Source organism: Bradyrhizobium sp. 172 (assembly GCF_023101065.1).
Classification (GTDB): Bacteria; Pseudomonadota; Alphaproteobacteria; order Rhizobiales; family Xanthobacteraceae; genus Bradyrhizobium; species Bradyrhizobium canariense_D.
In genome coordinates, this window is sequence record NZ_CP064701.1 from 2,046,619 (window position 1) to 2,070,730 (window position 24,112).

The 24,112-nt window shown below is 65.6% G+C and carries 18 protein-coding genes; all 18 read left to right on the forward strand.

The genetic code is table 11. The annotated features are described in order from the left end of the window. Positions 1 to 414 precede the first annotated feature (414 nt). Positions 415 to 1,404, forward strand: coding sequence for a 16S rRNA (cytosine(1402)-N(4))-methyltransferase RsmH (gene rsmH, locus IVB07_RS09730; RefSeq protein ID WP_162496556.1), 990 nt, complete (start codon positions 415 to 417; stop codon positions 1,402 to 1,404). A gap of 3 nt (positions 1,405 to 1,407) precedes the next feature. Then, positions 1,408 to 1,800, forward strand: coding sequence for a hypothetical protein (locus IVB07_RS09735; protein ID WP_247294869.1), 393 nt, complete (start codon positions 1,408 to 1,410; stop codon positions 1,798 to 1,800). Further along, positions 1,797 to 3,551 carry a penicillin-binding protein 2 gene (locus IVB07_RS09740; protein ID WP_166517606.1) on the forward strand — a complete coding sequence of 585 codons (1,755 nt, stop codon included), beginning with the start codon at positions 1,797 to 1,799 and terminating at the stop codon, positions 3,549 to 3,551. Before IVB07_RS09735 ends, IVB07_RS09740 begins: the two co-directional genes overlap by 4 nt. Positions 3,552 to 3,635: 84 nt before the next feature. Beyond that, positions 3,636 to 5,108 carry a UDP-N-acetylmuramoyl-L-alanyl-D-glutamate--2,6-diaminopimelate ligase gene (locus IVB07_RS09745; protein WP_247767627.1) on the forward strand — a complete coding sequence of 491 codons (1,473 nt, stop codon included), beginning with the start codon at positions 3,636 to 3,638 and terminating at the stop codon, positions 5,106 to 5,108. Continuing rightward, entirely contained in the window at positions 5,105 to 6,484 is a 1,380-nt protein-coding gene (gene murF, locus IVB07_RS09750) for a UDP-N-acetylmuramoyl-tripeptide--D-alanyl-D-alanine ligase (protein WP_204512073.1), read from the forward strand. The genes IVB07_RS09745 and murF overlap by 4 nt, the downstream gene beginning before the upstream one ends. A gap of 163 nt (positions 6,485 to 6,647) precedes the next feature. After that, a complete protein-coding gene (gene mraY, locus IVB07_RS09755; RefSeq protein ID WP_007600847.1) occupies positions 6,648 to 7,751 on the forward strand; it encodes a phospho-N-acetylmuramoyl-pentapeptide-transferase in 1,104 nt (367 codons plus the stop codon). Positions 7,752 to 7,758: 7 nt separating this feature from the next. After that, positions 7,759 to 9,159 carry a UDP-N-acetylmuramoyl-L-alanine--D-glutamate ligase gene (gene murD, locus IVB07_RS09760; protein ID WP_018454237.1) on the forward strand — a complete coding sequence of 467 codons (1,401 nt, stop codon included), beginning with the start codon at positions 7,759 to 7,761 and terminating at the stop codon, positions 9,157 to 9,159. Between the two features lie 238 nt (positions 9,160 to 9,397). After that, entirely contained in the window at positions 9,398 to 10,549 is a 1,152-nt protein-coding gene (gene ftsW, locus IVB07_RS09765; RefSeq protein WP_247361173.1) for a putative lipid II flippase FtsW, read from the forward strand. 111 nt (positions 10,550 to 10,660) lie between these two features. Continuing rightward, positions 10,661 to 11,761: an undecaprenyldiphospho-muramoylpentapeptide beta-N-acetylglucosaminyltransferase gene (gene murG, locus IVB07_RS09770; RefSeq protein ID WP_085349085.1), complete on the forward strand. Its 1,101-nt coding sequence runs from the start codon at positions 10,661 to 10,663 to the stop codon at positions 11,759 to 11,761. A 138-nt stretch (positions 11,762 to 11,899) separates the two neighbouring features. After that, entirely contained in the window at positions 11,900 to 13,303 is a 1,404-nt protein-coding gene (murC, locus tag IVB07_RS09775; protein ID WP_247767797.1) for a UDP-N-acetylmuramate--L-alanine ligase, read from the forward strand. Positions 13,304 to 13,307: 4 nt separating this feature from the next. Further along, complete coding sequence (murB, locus tag IVB07_RS09780; protein WP_247294863.1) at positions 13,308 to 14,228, forward strand: UDP-N-acetylmuramate dehydrogenase; 921 nt, start codon at positions 13,308 to 13,310, stop codon at positions 14,226 to 14,228. 22 nt (positions 14,229 to 14,250) lie between these two features. Continuing rightward, entirely contained in the window at positions 14,251 to 15,237 is a 987-nt protein-coding gene (locus IVB07_RS09785; protein ID WP_085349138.1) for a D-alanine--D-alanine ligase, read from the forward strand. 350 nt (positions 15,238 to 15,587) lie between these two features. Next, positions 15,588 to 16,616 carry a cell division protein FtsQ/DivIB gene (locus IVB07_RS09790; protein WP_026232695.1) on the forward strand — a complete coding sequence of 343 codons (1,029 nt, stop codon included), beginning with the start codon at positions 15,588 to 15,590 and terminating at the stop codon, positions 16,614 to 16,616. Further along, positions 16,613 to 17,935 (forward strand): cell division protein FtsA, encoded by a 1,323-nt coding sequence (ftsA, locus tag IVB07_RS09795; protein WP_018454244.1) that lies wholly within the window; start codon positions 16,613 to 16,615, stop codon positions 17,933 to 17,935. Before IVB07_RS09790 ends, ftsA begins: the two co-directional genes overlap by 4 nt. Positions 17,936 to 18,022: 87 nt before the next feature. Next, positions 18,023 to 19,828, forward strand: a complete 1,806-nt coding sequence (ftsZ, locus tag IVB07_RS09800) for a cell division protein FtsZ (RefSeq protein WP_018454245.1) — start codon at positions 18,023 to 18,025, stop codon at positions 19,826 to 19,828. Positions 19,829 to 20,185: 357 nt separating this feature from the next. After that, positions 20,186 to 21,148: a UDP-3-O-acyl-N-acetylglucosamine deacetylase gene (gene lpxC / locus IVB07_RS09805; RefSeq protein ID WP_247294861.1), complete on the forward strand. Its 963-nt coding sequence runs from the start codon at positions 20,186 to 20,188 to the stop codon at positions 21,146 to 21,148. A gap of 295 nt (positions 21,149 to 21,443) precedes the next feature. Next, positions 21,444 to 22,349, forward strand: coding sequence for an outer membrane protein assembly factor BamD (locus tag IVB07_RS09810; RefSeq protein ID WP_026232697.1), 906 nt, complete (start codon positions 21,444 to 21,446; stop codon positions 22,347 to 22,349). Positions 22,350 to 22,362: 13 nt separating this feature from the next. Continuing rightward, positions 22,363 to 24,036, forward strand: a complete 1,674-nt coding sequence (gene recN, locus IVB07_RS09815) for a DNA repair protein RecN (protein WP_247294859.1) — start codon at positions 22,363 to 22,365, stop codon at positions 24,034 to 24,036. The last annotated feature ends 76 nt before the right edge of the window (positions 24,037 to 24,112 follow it).

A 24,112-nucleotide genomic window follows, 5' to 3' on the forward strand; every position in this document is an offset into this window, starting at 1 on the left:
CCAAGCCCTTTTCTTTACTATTCCTTTACCCTCCACCGTGCGCAACCGCGCGACGAGGTTAACGGATGCATTTTGGCGCATGTGTGTGGATGAAGCATCACCGCCGCGTCAGCTTTTCGACTTGTCGCGAGCCGATCAACGCTTTCTTAACGCTAAGGGCCGTTACTGAGAGATGAAGAGCCGACCCGCGTCCGGAGGCGGCCAAAGCGTATTTTGGCTCGAAATCCCATGGCTGCCCGACAAATTCCAAGGGGAATACTGGGTTGGTGGCCCGGGACGACCGGGCACGGTAACCATATCGGACGGGGGTTGGGTCGTGGAACCGCCGCGACGCGGAATCATTCGAGGCGTTATGAGCTTGTTCGTCCCCGATCTCACTTGGGAGTCCGGCGGGGCGATCGGCAGGCCTGGCGCATGAGCTCGGCTCCGCACATCCCCGTTCTTGGCCGCGAGGCCATCGACCACCTCGCCCCGCGCGAAGGCGGCCTTTATATCGACGCGACCTTTGGTGCCGGCGGCTACAGCCGCGCGATCCTCGACGTGCCGGGAACTCAGGTGATTGCCATTGATCGCGACCGTACTGCGATCGAGGGCGGCGCCGAGCTCGTCGCATGCTCGGCGGGCAGGCTGACCCTCGTTGAAGATCGTTTCTCCAACCTCGCCGAGGTCTGCGCGGCTCAAGGCATCGATGGCGTCGACGGCGTCGTGATGGACGTCGGGGTATCCTCGATGCAGCTCGACCAGGCCGGCCGCGGCTTCTCGTTCCGCCTCGATGGTCCGCTCGACATGCGGATGGGGCAGGCAGGCCCGACTGCGGCCGATGTCGTGGCGCGCGCCTCGGAAGGCGATCTCGCCGACATCATTTATCTTCTCGGCGAAGAGCGGCAGTCGCGCCGGATCGCCCGCGCTATCGTCGCGGACCGTCAGGAGACGCCGTTCACGACCACGCGCGCGCTCGCCGAGCTCGTCGGCAGGGTGGTTCGGTCCAAGCCCGGCGATATTCACCCGGCGACGCGGACGTTCCAGGCCCTGCGCATCTTCGTCAACGAAGAGCTCGAGGAACTCCAGAGCGCGCTCATCGCTGCCGAGCGCGTGCTCAAGCCCGGTGGTCGCCTCGTTGTCGTCTCGTTCCATTCGCTGGAAGACCGCATCGTCAAGAATTTCCTTAGCCTGCGCAGCAAGACGGGTGGCGGCTCACGCCATTTGCCGGAAGTGTCGCAGGCGGTGCCGAGCTTCCAGCTGCTGACGCGGCGGCCGGTGATCGCGGGCGAAGACGAGGTCGCGCATAACCCGCGCGCGCGGTCGGCAAAACTGCGCGCCGGCGAGCGCACCTCGGCGCCTGCGCATGATGATCGCGAGCAATCGTCATGGCCAAAACTCTCCGACGTCATGAGGGGTGGCTAGCGCATGCGCTTCATCCACCTCCTCGTCATCGGCGCGCTGATCTTCGCGGCAGCCTATGTCTATAGGATCAAGATGGACTCCACGGCGCGCACCGAAAAGGTGCTGCGGCTGCATGCGGAGATCCGCGAGCAGCGCGATGCGATCGCGGCGCTGCGCTCCGAATGGGCCAAGCTCGATGCGCCCCTGCGCCTGCAAGGCCTGTCCGACCGGCATCTGCAGCTCAAGCCGGTCAACGGCACGCAATATGATTCACTGAAGAATTTGCCCGAGCGTCCGCTGCGGATGTTCAGGCCGGGCGAGCCGGATCCGATCGGCGCCATGCTCAACACCATCGAAGCCGCCAGCGATCCCGATAATGTGACGGGCTCCGTGCCTCAGCCCGAGGACAAGCCATGAGTGCTGTGACCCCGGCCAAACCTGCAGAAAAGCCCGCTGAGCCCTGGCGGCAGCGGCTGATCCGCAGCCTGCTGTACGGGCGCAACGTCGATCGCGCGGCCAAGGCGCGGGCGCGCGTCGGCCTGGCGATGCTCGCCTTCGGCGCGGTCTACGCCCTGATCGGCGGCCGGCTCGTGATGTTCGCGATCGGCGCCGACGCCCATGGCGCACGCCGCGCCGCGGCGCAGGAGGTGGTCGCGACCGCGCGGCCCGACATCGTCGACCGCAACGGCGCGATTCTCGCGACCGACGTCAAGGCCTCGAGCCTGTTCGGCGAGCCGCGCCGCATCATCGACAAGGACGAGGCAATCGAACTTCTGACCGCCACGGTGCCCGACCTCGACGAGGCCGAGGTGCGCGAGCGCCTGAAGACGCGCAAGGGCTTCGTCTGGCTCAAGCGCGAGATTACGGCGAAGCAGCAGCAGGACATCCACAAGCTCGGCATTCCCGGCATCGGTTTCCTGCGCGAGAACAAGCGCGTCTATCCGACCGGCAACGAGGTCGCCCACCTCATTGGTCTCGTCAACATCGACAACCAGGGCATCGCCGGCATGGAGAAGTGGCTCGACAATCAGGGGCTCGCCGATCTCCACCGCGCGGGCTTTGCCACCGACCGGCTGCAAAAGCCGATCGAGCTATCGGTGGATCTGCGGGTCGAGCACGCACTGCGTGACGAGCTGCTGAAGGCCAAGGAGAAATACCACACCAAGGCTGCCTCCGGCATCGTCTCCAACGTCAAGACCGGCGAGATCGTGGCGATGGTCTCCCTTCCGGACTTCGATCCCAACAATCCGAAGGAAGCGCACGATCCCGACCGCATCAATCGCCTGACCACCGGCGTTTACGAGATGGGCTCGACCTTCAAGGCGTTCACGCTGGCGATGGCGCTCGATTCCGGCAAGATCAATCTGAACACATCGTGGGATGCACGCGGAAACCTGCACTACGGCAAGTTCACCATCCACGACAGCCATCCGCTCGGACGCTTCATCAACACCAAGGAAGTGTTCACCTTCTCGTCCAACATCGGCGCGGCGCGGATCGCGCTCGGCCAGGGCGTCGAGGCCCACAAGGCATTCCTCGGCAAGATGGGCCAGTTGACGCGGCTGCGCACCGAACTGCCGGAAAGCGCGGCTCCGCTGATTCCGCGCCGCTGGGGCGAGCTGAACACGGTCACCATCGCTTTCGGCCAGGGCATGTCGGTGGCGCCGCTGCAGGCGGTGATGGGCATCAACGCGCTGGTGAACGGCGGCTATTTGATTCCGCCGACCTTCATGAAGCGCAGCGAGTCCGAAGCGGCGGCGATGGCCAAGCGCGTCATCAGGACGGAGACCAGCGACAAGATGCGGTTCCTGATGCGGCTCAATGCCGAAATCGGCACCGCCAAGACCGCCGACGTCAAGGGTTACTATGTTGGCGGCAAGACCGGCACGTCGGAGAAGGTCATCAACGGCCGCTATGCCAAGAAGCGCGTGCTCAACTCCTTCACCGCGATCATGCCCTGCGACGATCCGAAATATCAGATCCTGATCATGCTGGACGAGCCCCAGGCGATTCCCGAAACGAAAGGTTTCATCACCTCGGGCTGGAACGCGGTGCCGACCGGCGGCAAGGTGATCGAGCGGATCGCGCCGCTATTGGGCGTCGAACCGCGGTTCGACCTGCCGCCGTCCGAGCGCCTTATTCTTGCAGCATCCAGGACAACCCAGTAATCAACCGGGTGGGCCGTTGCCGCTGCTGAGTCGGGATTTCCCTGCAGATTCGGCAATCCGGTCCGGCATGTCGACTGGAAGACCATGAAGCTGCGCGACCTCCTCGATCAGGACGTTCAGGGCAATGATGCCGCAATCGAGCCCGCGGTCGCGGCGCTCGACGTGACCGGCGGCGCCCTCGACAGCCGCGCGGTCAAGCCCGGCGATCTCTTCTTCGCACTTGCGGGCAGCAAGACCGACGGTGCGCGCTTCATCGATGCCGCGATTGCCGCCGGCGCGGTGGCGGTCGTCGGCGACCATGCCCCTGATGGCTGCAAGGTGCCGTTCATCACAGTCGCGAATCCGCGCCGCGCGCTGGCGCTGGCCGCGGCAAAATTTTTTCCCGCGCAGCCCGCGACAATTGCGGCGGTGACCGGCACCAGCGGCAAGACCTCGGTCGCCGCATTCACCCGGCAGATCTGGGAGCGGCTCGGGCACGCCTCCGCCAGCATCGGAACCATCGGGCTCGTTTCCCCGAAGCGTACCGTCTACGGCTCGCTGACGACGCCCGATCCGATCGCACTGCACCGGCAGCTCGACGAGATCGCACGCGAGGGCGTCACGCATCTCGCCTTCGAGGCCTCTTCTCACGGGCTCGACCAATATCGCCTCGACGGCGTGCGCGTGTCCGCCGGCGGCTTCACCAATCTCTCGCGCGACCATATGGATTACCATCCGACCGTCGCGCATTACCTCGCGGCCAAGCTCAGGCTGTTCCGCGAACTTGTCCCGCCGGGGGGCGCGGCCGTGATCTCCGCCGATCATGATTGCTCGGCGGAGGCGATCAGTGCTGCGAATTCGCGCGGCTTGCGCGTGATGGCAGTCGGTCGCAACCGCGACGGGGCGGGCGAGGGCATTCGTCTCGCCGGTGCGGAGGTCGAAGGATTTTCGCAAGTGCTCGCGCTCGAACATCGCGGCAAGCGGTATACGATCCGGCTGCCGCTGGTCGGCGAGTTCCAGATCGAGAATGCGCTGGTGTCAGCTGGCCTCGCCATCGGCACCGGCGGCGACGCCGCGGACGTGTTCGCGAGCCTCGAACATCTCGAAGGCGCCAAAGGTCGGTTGGAGCGCGTCGGCGAGCGCAACGGTGCGCCGATCTTCGTCGACTATGCGCACAAGCCCGATGCGCTGGCGAAGGCGCTGCAGGCGCTGCGTCCCTACGCCAGGCGCAGGCTGGTCGTCGTGTTCGGCGCCGGCGGCGACCGCGATGCCGGCAAGCGTCCGATCATGGGCGAGATCGCCGCCGGCAACGCCGACGGTGTCATCATCACCGACGACAATCCGCGCAGCGAGAAGCCGGAATCGATCCGCGCCGAAATTCTCGCCGCCGCCAAGGGCGCCCGCGAAATCGGCGACCGGGCCGCGGCGATCCGCACCGCGATCGCCGAATTGGAAGATGGCGATGCGCTGCTCATCGCCGGCAAGGGCCACGAGACCGGGCAGATCGTCGGCGGAGAGGTTTTGCCCTTCAGTGATCACGAGGCGGTCGCCGCCGCATTAGCGTCGAGGATTGCATGAGCGCGCCCATATGGACGGTGGCCGAAGTGGCGCGCGCGCTGGGCGCCGCCGGATCGTTCCCGGACACGCCGATCGACTTCGTCACCCAGGACAGCCGGCTGGCGAAGCCGGGCAGCCTGTTCGTCGCGCTGAGCGGCACGCCAAGCGGCGGCTTCATTTCGGCCTTCGCCAGCGCGCGTGACGGCTGGGAGTTCGCGGACAAGGCGGAAGCCTCGGGCGCGGTCGCGATGATCGTGCCGCACGAGATCGCGGGCATCCGCATTCCCCAGATCGTCGTCAAGGACACGCTGATCGACGGCCTCTGGGGCCTTGCGCGCGCGGCACGCGCGCGCTTCAACGGGCCGGTGATCGGGCTCACCGGCAGCGCGGGCAAAACCAGCACCAAGGAATTCCTCGCGGCCTATCCCAATGCCTATGCCAGCCCGTCGAGCTTCAATAATTTCTGGGGCGTGCCGCTGACGCTGTGCAATGCGCGCCCCGATGCCAGTCTCTGGGTCGTCGAGATGGGCATGAACCAGGCGGGCGAAATCGCGCGGCTTAGCGAACTGACGCGGCCGACGGTGGCGCTCGTCGTCAACGTCCAGCCGGTGCATCTGGAGAAGCTCGGCTCGCTCGAAGCCATCCGTCGCGAGAAGGTGTCGATTGCACTCGGCCTGCCCGCGGAAGGCGTGCTGGTGCTGCCCGCCGGGATCAAGGCGCCGGACTGGAAGGGCAAGGTCATACGCTTCGGCGAGAAAGCCGAGGTGCATGAAGTCGCGCACGCGCCGCACGGCGACAGCTGGCAGGTCGTGGCCGCGCTCGGCAAGAAGGAGATCGCGTTCAGCCTGACGCCGGGCGCGCCGCATCGCGTTCAGAATGCGCTGGCCGCGCTCGCATCGATCCGTGCGACCAACCTCGATGCGGCGACGCTTGCGATCAAGCTCGACCGGGTCGGTATCATGAGCGGCCGTGGCGTCGAGCAGGCGGCCGGTGGCGTCACCGTGATCGACGACAGCTTCAACGGTAATCCGGCCAGCGTGGCTGCCGCGCTGCAAAGCTTGCAGGCGCGCAACACGACCGGTGGCCGCCGCATTGCCGTGCTCGGCGACATGCTGGAGCTGGGCGACGGCGCACCAACCTATCACATCGACCTCGCCAGGCATCTCGACGGCATCGACGGCGTCTATTGCGTCGGACCCCTGATGCGTCACCTGTTCGAGGTGCTTCCAGCCGGCAAGGGTCTCGGTTGGCACGACGACCCCGTCACGCTGAAGCCGGGGGAGGTCGCAAATCTGCTGAGGGCAGGCGATGTCGTGGTTGTCAAGGGCAGCAAGAAGATGTTCTGGGTCAACAAGTTTGTGCCGGGCCTAGTGGCCGCCTTGCAGGCAAGGGCGTAAACTGCTTGGAAGGCGCTGTTCCCGAATCCCCCCTTTCCGGCGCGAAGCCGTTCGTTTTCTTTAGAGGTCGCCCGACCCGATGATGAAGACCAGCGAATGCGCGTGAGGCAGGTTGACAAGGCCAAGATCAAGGCGCGTGCAAAGGCGCCATAGGACCGTCTGAATGTTTTACTGGCTGATCGAGCTCTCCAACACATTTCCGGGCTTCGGTGCCGTTCGCACCTTCCTGAACGTCTTCCGCTACATCACCTTCCGCACCGGCGGCGCCGTCGTCACCGGCGCGCTGTTCGTATTCCTGTTCGGACCCTGGATCATCGACCATCTGCGCATCCGGCAAGGCAAGGGCCAGCCGATCCGGGCCGATGGTCCGCAATCGCATCTCGCCAAGAAAGGCACGCCCACCATGGGCGGGCTGATGATCTTGTCCGGTCTCACGGTCGGCACGGTGCTGTGGGCCAATCCGCTCAACCCTTACGTCTGGATCGTGCTGGCGGTGACGCTTGGCTTCGGCTTCGTCGGCTTCTATGACGATTATCTCAAGGTGACGAAGCAGACCACGACCGGGTTCGGCAGCAAGCTTCGCCTGCTGATCGAGGCGGCGATCGCGCTGGTGGCCTGCTACGCGCTGGTGCGGCTGAACCGCGATCCCGCGTCGACCGCGCTGACGATTCCTTTCCTGAAGGACACCGTGCTGCATTTCGGCTGGTTCTTCGTCGTGTTCGGCGCCTTCGTCATCGTTGGCGCCGGCAACGCGGTGAACCTGACCGACGGTCTCGACGGCCTTGCCATCGTGCCGGTGATGATCGCGACTGCGAGCTTTGCCATGATCGCCTATCTCGCCGGCAACGCGGTGTTCGCCGATTATCTCCAGATCAAATATGTCGCCGGCACCGGCGAGCTCGCCGTGCTCTGCGGCGCGCTGCTGGGTGCGGGCCTGGGCTTCCTCTGGTTCAACGCGCCGCCGGCCTCGATCTTCATGGGCGACACCGGCTCGCTCGCGCTCGGCGGCATGCTGGGCGCGATCGCAGTGGCGGTGAAGCACGAGATCGTGCTCGCGGTGATCGGCGGCCTGTTCGTGCTGGAGGCAGTCTCCGTCATCGTGCAGGTGGTGTCGTTCAAGATGACGGGAAAACGCATCTTCCGGATGGCGCCGATCCATCACCATTTCGAGCAACTCGGCTGGACCGAGCCCCAGATCGTGATCCGGTTCTGGATCATCTCGGTGATGCTGGCGCTCGCTGGCCTATCCACGCTGAAGCTGCGGTGAACGATCGATGATCCCCGTCACGTCCTTTGCCGGCAAGACGGTCGCGGTGTTCGGCCTCGGCGGCTCGGGACTCGCCTCCTGTCACGCGTTGAAAGCGGGCGGCGCCGAGGTGATCGCCGCCGACGACAGCGCCGAGAATGTCGCCAAGGCCGCGCAAGCGGGCTTCATCACGGCTGATTTGCGCAACGTCTCATGGGCGAATTTCGCCGCGCTGGTGCTCGCGCCCGGTGTGCCGATGACCCACCCAGTCCCGCATTGGAGCGTGCTGAAGGCGCGCGAGGCCGCTATCGAGGTGATCGGCGACATCGAGCTGTTCTGCCGCGAAAGGCGCCGGCACGCGCCGGATGCGCCGTTCGTCGCCATCACCGGCACCAATGGCAAATCGACGACGACGGCTTTGATCGCGCATCTCACCAAGGTCGCCGGCTATGACACCCAGATGGGCGGAAATATCGGCACCGCAATCCTGTCGCTGGAGCCGCCGGGCATGGGCCGCGTCCACGTCATCGAGATGTCGTCCTATCAGATCGACCTCACGCCTTCACTCGATCCCTCCGTCGGCATTCTGCTCAATGTCAGCGAAGACCACATCGATCGCCACGGCACCATCGCGCATTACGCCGCGGTGAAGGAGCGACTCGTTGCCGGTGTGCAGGCCGGCGGCACCGCGATCGTCGGCGTCGACGACGGCTTTTGCCGCGATATCGCCGACCGGCTCGATCGCGCCGGCAAGAACGTGGTGCGGATCTCCGTCAAGAATCCGCTGGCCAGCGGCATCCATGTCGAGCACGGCCATATCGTGCGCAATTCGGGCGGCGCGCGCAGTGAAATCGCGGCGCTCGGCGGCATCGGTTCTCTGCGCGGCTTGCACAATGCGCAGAACGCGGCGTGCGCGGCAGCCGCCGCGCTCGCGATGGGCATCGGCCTCGACGTCTTGCAGAACGGCCTGCGCAGCTTCCCCGGCCTTGCGCATCGCATGGAGCAGGTCGGCCGCCGCGGCAACGTGCTGTTCGTCAACGATTCCAAGGGCACCAATGCCGACGCCACCGCGCATGCGCTGTCGTCCTTTTCGGACATCTTCTGGATCGCGGGCGGCAAGCCGAAGGCCGGCGGAATCACCGGCCTCACCGGCTACTTCCCGCGCATCCGAAAAGCCTATCTGATCGGCGAGGCCGCGCAGGAATTTTCGGGCACGCTCGGCACGAAGGTGCCGCACGAGATCAGCCAGACCCTCGACGTCGCCGTCGAGCAAGCCGCATGCGATGCGGAGGCGTCAGGCATCGCTGACGCGGTCGTCCTGCTGTCGCCCGCCTGCGCCTCCTTCGACCAGTATCGCAACTTCGAAATTCGCGGCACCAGGTTCCGCGAGCTGGTGCAGGCGCTGCCGGGCATGAAGCCGGTGGTGTAGGGACGCTGCTGGTTGTTGCTCCGCTGTCGTCGCCCGGCTTGACCGGGTGATCCAGTACGCCGCGGCTGTGGTTATGAACCCTCGACGTCTCTGGAATACTGGATGCCCCGCTTTCGCGGGGCATGACGGGCATTTGAGGTAAGCGCTCGCCTTCATCTCCAATCATCCCCGTTTCCTTAACCCCCCGGTAACCAACCTCGGCGACCAATGGACCGACCTCTGTCCGAAAGCGGCCGCCATGCTCTCCCGTGAAGAACGCACCCCCTTTTCCGAGTGGTGGTGGACCGTCGACAAGCCGCTGATGGGTGCCATCCTGGCGCTGATGCTGACCGGCGTGATCCTGTCGCTGGCGGCGAGCCCGCCGGTTGCGACCCGCATCGGGCTCGATCCCTTCCACTTCTTCAGCCGGCACGTGCTATTCCTGGTGCCGTCCTGCATCGTGCTGCTCGGGGTGTCCTTCCTGTCGCCGCGGGCGATCCGTCGCTCGGCGCTGATCATCTTTGCGGTCAGCATCGTCCTGATCGTGCTGACGCTCGCGATCGGCCCCGAAGTAAAGGGCTCGCGGCGCTGGATCACGCTACTCGGCCTCAATATCCAGGCCTCCGAGATCGCAAAACCGTCGTTCGTCGTCATGGCCGCCTGGCTGTTCGCGGAATCCACTAGGCGGCCAGAAATGCCGGCGACCTCGATGGCGCTGGTGCTGCTCTTGATCCTGGTCTCGCTGCTGGTGATGGAGCCCGACTTCGGCCAGACCATGCTGATCCTGATGGTGTGGGGCTCGCTGTTCTTCATCGCGGGCATGCGGATGATCTGGGTGTTCGGGCTCGCCGGCCTCGGCGCCGCCGGACTGTTCAGCGCCTATCTTTTTGTTCCCCACGTCGCCGGCCGCATCAAGCGCTTCATGAATCCGGCCTCGGGCGACACCTTCCAGGTCGATACCGCCATGGAGGCCTTCTACAATGGCGGCTGGTTCGGCCTCGGACCGGGCGAGGGCATCGCCAAGCGCAGCCTGCCCGACAGCCACACCGATTTCGTGTTCGCGGTTGCCGCCGAAGAGTTCGGCATCATCCTGTGCCTCGCGATGCTGGCACTGTTTGCTTTCGTCGTCATCCGGACGCTGTCGCGCGCCTATGCCAACGAGGACATGTTCTCGCGCTTCGCGGCCTCGGGCTTGGCGATCCTGTTCGGCGTGCAGGCCGCCATCAACATGTCGGTCAATCTCCAGCTCATCCCCGCCAAGGGCATGACGCTGCCCTTCATCTCCTATGGTGGCTCCTCGATCGTGTCGCTGGCCTATGGTGTCGGCATGATGCTCGCGCTGACGCGGCTGCGCCCGCGCACCGAAGTCGAGGCGAGCGGCCACGCCGAGGCGATGCGCAGCTACGCATAGTTTTTCGTCATTGCGAGCGAAGCGAAGCAATCCAGAATCTCTCCGCGGTGGCAGTCTGGATTGCTTCGCTGCGCTCGCAATGACGAAAGAGTCCTTGTAAAACTCGCCACCATGGACACCTCCCCCCTGATTCTTCTCGCCGCGGGCGGCACCGGCGGCCATCTGTTTCCGGCCGAGGCGCTCGGCGTCGAGCTGATCCGGCGCGGCTTCCGCGTCCGCCTCGTCACGGACGAGCGCGCGCTGCGCTACAGCGGACTGTTCACCAAGGACATGATCGACGTCGTCTCGAGCGAGACTGCGCGCGGACGCAATCCGCTGCAGCTCGCCTATGCCGGCCTGACGCTCGCGGCCGGCACGCTGTCCGCCTACAGCCTGATCAAGCGACTGAAGCCGGTCGCCGTCGTCGGCTTCGGCGGCTATCCGACGCTGCCGCCGCTGGTCGCCGCAAAATTCGCCGGCGTGCCCGGCATCATCCATGACGCCAATGCGGTGCTCGGCCGCGCCAACCGGTTCCTGTCGAGCCGCGTCCAAGCCATCGCGACGTCGTTGCCCGGCGTGCTCGATCGCGATCCGGCGCTATCAGGCAAGACCACGACGGTCGGCACGCCGATGCGTCCGGCGATCCTCGCCGCAGCTGGCGTGCCATATGCTGCGCCTGAAGTGAACGGTCCGCTGCGCCTGCTCGTCGTCGGCGGCAGCCAGGGCGCGCGCATCATGGCCGACATCGTGCCGGGCGCGATCGAGCGCCTCGAGCCTGCGCTGTGGAGCCGGCTCGTCCTCACCCAGCAGGTGCGCGACGAGGATATGGCGCGCGTGCGTGCGGTCTACGACAGACTGAAGATCAAGGCCGAGCTCGCGCCGTTTTTCACCGATCTTCCGGCACGGCTGGCCTCCAACCATCTGGTGGTGTCGCGCTCAGGCGCCGGCACCGTGGCGGAACTTGCCGCGATCGGGCGGCCCTCGATCCTGGTGCCGCTGCCGGGCGCGATCGACCAGGACCAGTTCGCCAATGCCGGCGTGCTGGCCAAGGTCGACGGTGCGATCCGCATTCCGCAGACCGAGTTTTCCTCCGATCGCCTCGCCGCCGAGATCTCCGCCTTCGCCGCCGAGCCCGCGCGTCTTGCCGCCATGGCGCAGGCCGCCCGCGGCGCCGGCCGGCTCGACGCAGCGGAGCGGCTGGCCGATCTGGTGGCCAAAATCGCGGGAATCTGACGCGAAATCGGCCGGAATTCCTACTTTTGCCGTCATGGCCGGGCTTGTCCCGGCCATCCACGTCTTGCAAGAAGTGGTAAGGATTCGTGGATGCCCGGGACGAGCCCGGGCATGACGAAGGGAACTGCGGGATACACCATGAGACTGCCGCGCGAGATCGGACCTATCCACTTCGTCGGGATCGGCGGGATAGGCATGAGCGGAATCGCCGAGGTGCTGCTCAATCTCGGCTATTCCGTGCAGGGTTCGGACGCCTCCGACAATTACAATCTCGACCGCCTGCGCAAGAACGGTGCGAGGGTCTCGGTCGGCCACAAGGCGGAGAACGTCGACGGGGCCGAGGTCGTCGTGGTTTCTACCGCGATCAAGCGCGACAATCCGGAACTGACGGCGGCGCGCGAACGGCGCATCCCCGTGGTGCGCCGCGCCGAGATGCTGGCCGAGCTCATGCGGCTGAAGAGCTGCGTCGCCATCGCCGGCACCCACGGCAAGACCACCACGACCACGATGGTCGCGACGCTGCTCGACGCCGGCGGCCTCGATCCCACCGTGATCAACGGCGGCATCATCAATGCCTACGGCTCCAATGCGCGTCTCGGTGCGGGTGACTGGATGGTGGTCGAAGCGGACGAGAGCGACGGCACGTTCCTGAAGCTGCCGACCGAGGTCGCGATCGTCACCAATGTCGATCCCGAGCATCTCGATCACTTCAAGACCTTCGAGGCGGTGCAGGACGCCTTCCGCCATTTCGTCGAGAACCTGCCGTTCTATGGCTTCGCCGTGATGTGCATCGATCATCCCGTGGTGCAAACCCTTGTCGGCAAGATCGAGGATCGACGCATCATCACCTATGGTGAGAATCCGCAGGCCGATGTGCGCTTCGTCGACCTGACCCCGGCGGGCGGCGGATCGAAGTTCAAGGTTGCCTTCCGCGATCGCAAGACGGGCGCCGTGCACGAGATCTCCGATCTCATGCTGCCGATGCCGGGGCGCCACAATGCCTCCAACGCGACCGCCGCGATTGCGGTCGCGCGCGAGCTCGGCGTGTCGGACGAGGCGATCCGCAAGGCGATCGCCGGCTTCGGCGGCGTCAAGCGCCGCTTCACCAAGACCGGCGAGTGGAACGGCGTCACCGTCATCGACGACTACGGCCATCATCCGGTCGAGATCGCGGCGGTGCTGAAGGCGGCGCGGGAATCCACCAACGGTAAGATCGTCGCGGTGGTGCAGCCGCATCGCTACACCCGCCTGCAGTCGCTGTTCGAGGAATTCTGCACCTGCTTCAACGATGCGGATGCGGTGATCGTCGCCGAGGTCTATGCTGCGGGCGAGACGCCGATCGAAGGCATCGATCGCGACCATTTCGCCGCGGGCCTGCGCGCCCACGGCCACCGCGAGGTGATCCCGCTGCCCGCGGCGTCCGATCTCGCTGGCATCGTCAAGGGCGTGGCGAAGTCCGGCGATCTCGTCGTGTGTCTGGGCGCCGGCAACATCACGCAATGGGCGTATGCCTTGCCCGGCGAATTGAAGGCGCTGCGGTAGCGCAGTGAGCTTCCCCGACATCACACCCGACCTCAAAGCCGTGATGCCCGATCTTCGCGGCCGGCTGCTGGCGAACCAGTCGCTCGCCGAGCTCACCTGGTTTCGCGTCGGAGGTCCCGCGCAGGTGCTGTTCACGCCGACGGATGAGGACGATCTCTCTTATTTCCTCGCGCATCTCGCAAGCGACATTCCCGTCTATGTCGTCGGCGTCGGCTCCAACCTGATCGTGCGCGACGGCGGCATGGCGGGCGTGGTGATCCGGCTTGCGCCGCGCGCCTTTGGCGAGGCGAGCGCGAGCGGCGATGTCGTCACCGCGGGCGCAGCCGCGCTCGACAAGCGCGTGGCGGAAGTCGCCGCGTCGGCCAATATCGGCGGGCTCGAATTTTACTTCGGCATTCCCGGCACGATCGGCGGCGCGCTGCGCATGAATGCGGGCGCCAATGGCGGCGAGACCAAGGACGTGTTGATCGAGGCGCGTGGCGTCGGGCGCGACGGCACGAAGCACATCTTCTCCAATGCCGACATGAAGTTTGTCTACCGCAACAGCGGCGTCGATGCCTCCATCATCTTCACCTCCGCGCGGTTCTGCGGCGAGCTCAGGGATGCCGAGGCGATCCGCGCGCGCATGGCGGAAGTGCAAACCCATCGCGAGACCGCGCAGCCGATCCGCGAAAAGACCGGCGGCTCGACCTTCAAGAATCCGCCCGGCCATTCCGCCTGGAAGCTGGTCGATGCCGCCGGCTGCCGCGGTTTGCGCGTCGGCGGTGCAGAAGTCTCCGAGATGCACTGCAATTTCCTGATCAACACGGGCAATGCCACCGCGCACGATATCGAGACGCTGGGCGAGACCGTACGTGAACGGGTGAAGGCAAATTCCGGAATTGAGCTACACTGGGAAATCAAGCGGATCGGAATTCCCGGCTAATTTGGACAAGCGACGAGAGAACATGCGCATCACCATCCTCTTCGGCGGCTCCAACCGCGAACGTCTGGTTTCCGTCGCCTCAGCCCAGGCGCTGCATCAGGCGCTGCCCGAGGCCGATCTCTGGTGGTGGGACGTCGAGGACAAGGTGCATGTCGTGCAGTCCAAACAGCTGCTCGAACATGCCCGCCCGTTCGAGGACGAGTTCAAGCCGGGCACGTCGGGCATTCCGTTGGAGCAGGCGCTCGACCAGGCCAGGGCGGAGGACCGCGTGCTGGTGCTCGGCCTGCATGGCGGGCGTGCCGAGAACGGCGAATTGCAGGTGATGTGCGAAGCGCGCGGCGTGCCGTTCACCGGATCGGGCTCGGCCTCCTCGCATCTCGCGTTCGACAAGATCGCGGCCAAGCATTTCGCCGCGCTCGGCGGCGTGACGCCGCCGGCCAACATTGCGCTGGACCAGATCGACGAGGCCTTCGCCGAATACGGCCGGCTGATCGCAAAGCCCGCCAGGGATGGCTCGAGCTACGGCCTGATCTTCGTCAACGCCAAGCAGGATCTCGTCGCCGTTCGCAATGCGGCCAAGCACGAAGAGTACGTGATCGAGCCCTACATCTCCGGCGTCGAGGCGACCTGCGGCGTGCTGGAGCGGCCGGACGGCTCGATCATCTCGCTGCCGCCGATCGAGATCATTCCGGGCGAGGGCAGTTTCGACTACGCGGCGAAATATCTTTTGAAGTCGACCCAAGAGATCTGTCCCGGCCGTTTCGCACCCGAAATCACCGCCGCGCTGAAGCACCAGGCGATGCTGGCGCACCGGGCGATGTCGTGTACCGGCTATTCCCGTTCGGACTTCATCGTCTCGGACAAGGGGCTGGTCTATCTCGAAACCAACACGCTGCCCGGCCTGACCAAGTCCTCGCTCTACCCCAAGGCGCTGAAGGCCGAGAGCATCGAGTTCGTCGACTTCCTGCGCGGCCTGATCGAGCTCGCTGTGGCCGGTGTGCGAAAATAATTAGGACTGGTTAACGGCCGAACTGGCGAAACGGCCGGTTTTGGAACCCAAAACCGGTAAAATGCCGGATATTGCGGCATAAATGCCTCACAGGCCTGGGCAAAAAGCTCACGTCGTTAACGAACTTTACCTTTTGTTTACCAGGACGTCCGAAGGTTAACGCTGGCGGCGCATATGACGCTTTGGCTGCCGGCGCGTGGACCGTTGCGGGTGTTGTCACCCCCAGCGAACGCTCTGAAGGGGAGAGGTTTTCTTCTGCTGAAGACCAGCACCCGGCCCGGCAAGTCCGAGACGTCATGTTCGCCAGGACCCGCGCGATGTCGCGGGCAAACTGTTGACGAGCTCGTGCAATGGATGGAGCAGGAAGCCTCACTCGGTCGCTTTTCAGATCGCTGAGGCCCCAAGCTGACCTGAAGGCGGCCGCTATCGGAGCGGTCGTGCTTCTGCGCGAGTGGGTGCAGGACAAGCGTCAGGAAAGAGTTCTCGGCGCCCGTGCTGCCGCCAAGGAAAAGACCAGGGCCAAAGCCATCGTCGAGCGCGAGCCGCCGCCGCGGTTGGTCGCGCTGGTCGAGCGCTATCTGCCGCGCCGGGTCGGGATCAGCATGACGGTGCTGCTCCTGATCGGAAGCTGCGGCTTCGGTATCGTCAAGGGCGGCCATCTCCAGGATTTCATCACGGCGGTCAACGACACCCGCAACGCGCTGGCCAATTCCGCCGGCTTCCGCATCACCTCCGTCGTGATCAACGGTCGCAAGCAGCTCAGCCAGGACGAGATCCTCGCGATCGGCGGCGTCAGCGGCCGATCCTCGCTGCTGTTTCTCGACGCCGACGCCGTGCGCGACAAGCTCAAGGCCAATCCCTGGATCGCGGATGCGACCGTGCTGAAGCTCTATCCGGGCCAGCTCATGATCGAGCTCACCGAGCGCAAGGCGTTCGCGCTGTGGCAGGAGGCCGGCCGGCTCTCCGTCATCGCCGATGACGGCGCCGTGCTCGAACCCTACGTCTCGCGCCGCTTCCTGTCGCTGCCGCTCGTGGTCGGCAAGGGCGCCGAGACGCAGGCCCGCGATTTCCTCGCTTTGCTGGCGCGCTATCCGCAGGTCAATTCCATTACCAAGGCCGCGATCTTCGTCGGTGAGCGGCGCTGGAACCTGAGGCTCAAGGACGGCCTCGACATCCGCCTGCCCGAACAGGACGTCGGCAACGCGCTTGCGATGCTGTCCAGGCTCGACAAGGAGGATAGGCTGTTCTCCCGCGACATCGTCGCCGTCGACCTGCGCCTGCCCGATCGGCTCGTCGTGCAGCTGTCCGAGGACGCCGCCAAGGCGCGCGACGATTTGTTCAAGGACAAGAAGAAGAAAAAGGCCGGGGACGCTGCATGACCGGTCTTGATCGCACCCAGACACCGAAGACACGCCCGATGCCGCACAAGCGCGGCGGCCTCGTCGCCTGCCTCGACATCGGCACCAGCAAGATCGCCTGCATGATCGCGCGGCTGAAGCCGTCGGCGCCGAGCGAAGCCCTGCGCGACCGGACCCATGCGGTGGAGCTGATCGGCTACAGCCAGATTCAGTCGCGCGGCATGAAGGCCGGCGCCGTGATCGATCTCGGCGAATGCGAGCAGGCGGTGCGACAGGCCGTCGGGCTTGCAGAGAAAATGGCCAAGGTGCGGGTCGAGTCCGTGCTGCTGTCGGTCTCCGGCGGCCGGCTCTCCGGTCAGCTGGTCGAAGCTGCGGCCGACATCCGCGGCGGCGCCGTGACACCGGCCGATGTCAGCCGCGTCACCTCCACCGGCATGCGCCACGCCACCGGCGAAGGCCGCACCGTGCTGCACGCGCTGCCGGTCGGCTACACGCTTGACGGCGTCAAAGGTATCCGCGACCCCCGCGGCATGGTTGCGCATCAGTTCGGCATCGACATGAATGTCGTCACCTGCGACGCCACGGTGGCGCGGAACCTGATGCTGGCGGTCGAACGCTGCCACATCAACGTCGAAGCAATGGCGGCAAGCCCCTATGTGGCAGGCCTGTCGGTGCTGACCGACGACGAGGCCGATCTCGGCGCCGCCGTGGTCGAAATGGGCGCGGGCACCACCACGATCGCGGTCTTTTCCGGCGGCCACTTCGTGCATGCCGCGGGTTTTGCGGTCGGCGGGCAACACATCACGATGGATCTGGCGCGCGGACTCTCCGCGACCATTGCCGATGCCGAGCGAATCAAGACGTTATACGGGACCGTCATCACCGGCGGATCGGACTCGCGTGAGCTGATGTCTGTACCGACAGCCGGTGACGAGCAGGATCTGCCGCAGATCGTCTCCCGCGCTACCATCGCCAACATCGTCAAGCATCGTGCCGAGGAAGTCTTCGAAATGGTTCGGGACAAGCTGAAGGACTCGCCCTTCGCCTCGGAGCCGAACGGCCGCGTCGTGCTCTCGGGCGGGGCCTCGCAGCTCACGGGTCTCGTTGAGCTCGGAACGCAGATTCTCGGCCGGCCCGTGCGGGTCGGACGTCCGCTCGGTTTCGGCCGGCTGCCCAACGAGGCGAAGAACGCCGCCTTCGCGGTGCCGGCCGGACTGCTCGTCTACCCGCAATATGTTCACCACGAACATGTCGAACCGCGGCATACGCGGCAGCAGGTCAGGACGGGGACCGGCGGGTATTTCGGAAAGGTCGGACGATGGCTACGCGAGGGCTTCTGATGACTCCTTCCCGCAATATTCGATTTTCACCAACTCCCGCGGCCGCCGGCCGGGGCGAACCCACGCGCGCGTGATCGAGAGGCAAACATGACCATCAGCATCAATGTTCCTGATATTCACGAACTGAAGCCCCGCATCACCGTGTTCGGCGTCGGCGGCGCCGGTGGTAACGCCGTCAACAACATGATCACGGCGGGCCTCCAGGGCGTCGACTTCGTGGTCGCCAACACCGACGCGCAGGCGCTGACGATGTCGAAGGCGCAGCGCATCGTGCAGATGGGCACGGCGGCCACGCAAGGGTTGGGCGCAGGTTCGCAGCCGGTGGTCGGCGCGGCCGCGGCCGAAGAAGTCATGGACGAACTCCGTGACCATCTCTCGGGCGCCAACATGGTGTTCGTCACCGCCGGCATGGGCGGCGGCACCGGCACCGGCGCAGCTCCCGTGATCGCCAAGATCGCGCGCGAGATGGGCATCCTCACCGTCGGCGTCGTGACCAAGCCCTTCCACTTCGAGGGCGGCCGCCGCATGCGCACCGCGGAAGCGGGCATCAATGAGCTGCACAAGGTCGTTGATACGCTGCTGATCATCCCGAACCAGAACCTGTTCCGGGTCGCGAACGAGAAGACCACCTTCGCCGACGCCTTCGCGATGGCCGACCAGGTGCTCTATTCGGGCGTTGCCTGCATCACCGACCTGATGGTCAAGGAAGGCCTGATCAATCTCGACTTCGCCGACGTCCGCGCCGTCATGCGCGAGATGGGCAAGGCGATGATGGGCACGGGCGAAGCCTCCGGCGACAAGCGCGCGCTGACCGCCGCCGAAGCCGCGATCGCCAACCCGCTGATCGACGATAGCTCGATGAAGGGCGCCAAGGGCCTCCTGATCTCCATCACCGGCGGCAAGGATCTCACCCTGTTCGAGGTCGACGAAGCTGCGACCCGCATCCGCGAGGAAGTCGACCAGGACGCCAACATCATCGTCGGCGCCACCTTCGACGAGGCCCTCGATGGCCTGATCCGCGTCTCGGTCGTCGCCACCGGCATCGAACAGGCCGCGATCGCGCGCAACAGCCAGGCCACCAGCGCTCCCGTGGCGAATCCTGCTCCGCAGGCGCAGCAGGCTCCCGCCGCTCCCGCCGCGGCTGCCGAGAGCCGTCTTGCCGATCTGACCGCGCGGCTGCGCGCTGACAATCAGCGCATGGCCGAGCGCGCCCAGAAGTTCGAAGGACAGACCCCGGCCACAGGAACGGGCCAATTTGCCGCCGCTCCCACGGCTCCGCGTCCGAACGTCGAGCGCGCTGCGCTTGCCGCCATCGCCGCCGCCGTTGCGGACGTTCCGCAGGCTCCCGCGCCGATGCAGACCTATGGCGACGTTACCGTGCGCCCGATCGCGCAGAAGCCCACGCTGTTCCCCGAGCCCGAGCAGGCGCCGATGGCCATGCAAGAGCCGATGACGCCGGAAACCTTCATCCCTCCGCAGGCCGAGCGTGCACCGGTCCGCACACCGCGGATGCCGCGGATCGAGGAACTTCCGATGCCCGCCCAGGCCGAGCTTCGCCAGGCCCGCGGCGAGGTCGAGGAGGAGACCCCGCAAAAGACCCGGCTGTCGCTGCTGCAGCGCCTCGCCAATGTCGGCCTCGGCCGTCGTGACGAGGAGACCGAGGCGCCGATCGCGGCCCGCACCGCCGGTCCCGCGATGCCGCCACTGCCCGATCGCCGCCCCCAGAAGACCGTGGCGCAGCAAATCGCTTCTACCGAGCCGGTGTCTGAGTATGCCCGTCGTCCCGCGCCGCAGGGCCTGGACATGCACGGCCGTCCCGCGCCTGTTGCCCCAGCGCCACAGGGAGATGACCATCTTGATATCCCGGCCTTCCTGCGGCGGCAGGCGACCTGAGGATTGTTACAATAAGGCAGACGAAAAAAGGTCCCGGGGGGAAGCTTGCCGGGACCTTTTCTTTTGCCCCGTGCATATCCGGATTGCGTGGCCAAGCAACTGATTTTAAATCATTAATTACGTATTCGATGGTTCAGTAAAACTACCGAAAACGGTCCCGAACTCCGGTCCAATTTGGTTAAGCCTTGGCGCGAATACGGCGGGTTTGGGGTAACAATCAGTAAAAAAGCGTGAGTTGGCGCTGTTTGGGGCAGTGACTATGGTTTGCCGTGACTTGGGGATACGGATTCGGAACAGCGGTCTAGGCCGCAGTCGGGTTCAGTATAAGTCGCGATGGTCGTAGTGGGGCGGTTCCTGATGAAATTTAGCCGGCAAACAACGCTTCGTGCGCAAGCCAGTGTGGCAGGCGTCGGCGTTCATTCCGGTCTTCCTGTCACGCTCGCGCTTGGACCCGCGCCTGTCGACGCGGGATTTGTTTTTATCCGCACCGGGCTCGAGGGAAGCGACCGCGAAGTTCAGGCCACCGCCGAGCAGGTGATCGCGACGGATTTCGCCACCGTCCTCGGTGATCGCAACGGTCCGCTGGTTTCCACCGCCGAGCATGTCCTTGCTGCGCTGCGGGGAATGGGCGTCGACAACGCCATCATCGAGATCGATGGGCCGGAAGTGCCGATCATGGACGGCAGCGCGGCAGCCTTCGTTGCGGCGATCGACCAGGCCGGCATCGTGACCCAGCCGGCGCAGCGCCGCTTCATCCAGGTTTTGAAGCCGATCTCGGTCAAGATCGGCGACTCCTTCGGTGAGATCAGGCCCTATGCCGACGGGTTCCGCGCCGAGGTCGAGATCGACTTCACCAATCCTGTCATCGGCCAGCAGAGCTATGCCTTCGACCTCAACCCGGAGCGTTTCCGCCGCGAAGTCGGCCGGGCCCGGACTTTCGGTCTGATGTGCGACGTCGCGCGGCTCTGGAGCGCCGGCTACGCGCTCGGTGCCTCATTCGACAACACCGTCGTGTTCGACGAGGAGCGGCTGCTCAACACCGAGGGCCTGCGCTACGCCGACGAATGCGCCCGCCACAAGGTGCTGGACGTGATCGGCGACCTCGCGCTGGCGGGTCTGCCGCTGCTCGGCGCCTACCGCTCGGTACGTGGCGGCCACAAGCTCAACCACGCCGTTCTGACCGCGCTGCTCGCCGACCGCACCGCTTGGCGGGTGGTCGAGGGCGAGGCAGCCCGCCGCACCACGCGTCCGGTGGCCGAAACCGGTCGCGGCATCGTCGGTGGCCGGATCGCCGCGGTCTACGGGCCGGACGTTTCCTGAAGAGAGACGTTTCCTGCAGCGGACGTTTCCTAGACGAGAGACGCGTCCTGAAGAGACCCGTCGCCGCGGGCGTTTGGCGGCGGCTTTCCCCGGGAAACTCCTGGTAACGATGATCGGCTAGGATTGCGGCGCCTCGCCTTAATCCGGGCGGAATGCCTGCCTATCCGGTTGGTTGAAGATCGTTTTTCGGTTACACCGGCGTGGTCGCACGGCAGGCACCACGGCTATATTTCGCGCCCAGGACGGGGTTCATGGGCTGGCGGACACCGCACCACAGGGCGTCAGGGCAATACTCATGTCGGCACAGCGTATGACGCGCGGATATCTTCAAGTCCCGTCTCGAGAAGTCTCGTCTCGAGCCCGTGGGCTGCTTCAGGTTGTCGCCCTCTTCGTGCTCGCGCTGCCGCTGGCCGGCTGCGGCACCGGCGCGCTTTGGGACAAGTTCACCGCCAAGGACGACACCTTCGTCGAGGAGCCCGCCGACAAGATCTACAATGAGGGCCTGTACCTCATGAACGAGAAGAAGGACATGAAGGCGGCGAACAAGAAGTTCGAAGAGGTCGACCGCCAGCATCCTTATTCCGACTGGGCCCGCAAATCATTGCTGATGTCGGCCTACGCGTCCTACCAGGGCGGGGATTATGACAATTGTATCGGCGCGGCCACCCGCTACGTCACGCTGCATCCCGGCAGCCCGGATGCGGCCTACGCGCAATATCTGATCGCCGCCTCGCATTACGACCAGATTCCGGACATCAGCCGCGACCAGACCCGCACCGAGAAGGCGATCGCCTCGCTGGAAGAGGTGGTGCGCAAATATCCGACCTCCGAATATGCGACCTCGGCCAAGGCCAAGATCGAAGGTGCGCGCGACCAGCTCGCCGGCAAGGAAATGAACGTCGGCCGCTATTACGCGCAGAAGCGCGACTACACGGCGGCGATCAACCGGTACAAGGCCGTGGTGACGCAGTACCAGACCACCCGCCATGTCGAGGAGGCGCTGTACCGCCTGACCGAGGCCTATATGGCGATCGGCATCGTTGGCGAGGCCCAGACGGCCGCCGCCGTGCTCGGGCACAATTTTCCTGATAGTCGCTGGTACAAGGACGCCTATAATCTTGTAAAATCAGGCGGTCTCGAACCGAGCGAGAATCAGGGGTCCTGGATTAGCAAGACCTTCAAGAAAATGGGTCTCGGCTAGGAAATAGAATTCCATGCTGGCGCGTCTGTCGATCCGTGACATCGTCCTGATCGAACGGCTCGATATCGAATTCGCACCGGGCCTCGCGGTTTTGACCGGCGAGACCGGTGCGGGCAAATCCATCCTGCTCGATGCCTTTGCGTTGGCGCTCGGCGGCCGCGGCGATGCCGGCCTCGTGCGGCATGGGGCGGAGCAGGGGCAGGTCACTGCCGTATTCGATATCCCAAAAAACCATCCCGCGGCCAAAATCCTCGCGGAGAACGGGCTGGACGATACCGGCGAGATGATTCTCCGCCGGGTCCAGCTCGCCGACGGCCGCACCCGCGCCTTCATCAACGACCAGGCGATCAGCGTGCAGACGCTGAAGGCGGTCGGGGCTGCCCTGGTCGAGATCCACGGCCAGCACGACGAGCGCGCGCTGGTCGATGCCGCCACCCACCGCCGCCTGCTCGACGCCTTCGCCGGTCTCGAAAAGGACGTCTCGGCGGTCGAGGCGCTCTGGGACGCACGCCGCACCGCCAACACCGCGCTGGAGGAGCATCGCGCCGGCATGGAGCGCGCCGCGCGCGAAGCCGATTACCTCCGCCACGCCTCCGACGAATTGAAGCAGCTCGCGCCCAAGGACGGCGAGGAGACCTCGCTGGCCTCCCGTCGGACCACGATGATGCAGGGCGAGAAGATCGCCTCCGACCTGCGCGAGGCGCAGGAGGCGGTCGGCGGCCACCATTCGCCGGTCGCCTCGCTGTCGGCCGCCGTGCGGCGGCTGGAGCGTCGCGGCGTCAACTCGCCGGCGCTGGTCGAACCCGCGGTGAGGGCGATCGACATCGCCATCAACGCGCTGGAGGAAGCCGACCAGCATCTTCAGGCGGCGCTTGCCGCAACCGATTTTGATCCCTCGGAGCTCGAACGCATCGAGGAGCGCCTGTTCGCGTTGCGCGCCGCCTCGCGCAAATATTCGACGCCGGTCGACGGGCTCGCCGCGCTGGCCGCAAGATACGCCGCCGATGTCGTTCTGATCGATGCCGGCGCCTCACGGCTGAAGAAGCTGGAGCAGGCCGCGATCGAGGCCGATGCGCGCTATGCGGCGGCTGCGAAGAAGCTGTCGATGGCGCGGCAGAAATCGGCGGAGAAGCTCAACAAGGCCGTCAATGCCGAGCTCGCGCCGCTCAAGCTCGAGCGCGCAAAGTTCATGACCCAGGTCGAGACCGACGAGGCAGCTCCGGGCCCGCAAGGGTTCGACCGCGTCGAGTTCTGGGTGCAGACCAACCCGGGCACCAAGCCGGGGCCGCTGATGAAGGTCGCCTCCGGCGGCGAGCTGTCGCGTTTCCTGCTGGCGCTGAAGGTCGTGCTGTCCGACCGCGGTTCGGCGCCGACCTTGGTCTTCGACGAGATCGACACCGGTGTCGGCGGCGCGGTCGCGGACGCCATCGGCGGACGGCTGGCGCGGCTCGCCGGCAAGGTCCAGGTGATGGCCGTCACCCACGCCCCGCAGGTCGCCGCCCGTGCCGACCAGCATTTGCTGATCTCAAAGGACGCACTGGACAAGGGCAAGCGCGTTGCGACCCGCGTCAATGCGCTTGCCGCCGACCACCGCCGCGAGGAGATCGCGCGGATGCTCGCCGGTGCCGAGATCACCGCCGAGGCGAGGGCTGCCGCGGACCGTCTGCTCAAGGCGGCGACGGCTTGATTTCGTGTCCCGGACGCGCGCAACCGCAGGGCCCTAAACGTTGAGTCCGGGGTACGAAACTGTAACCGCCTTTACC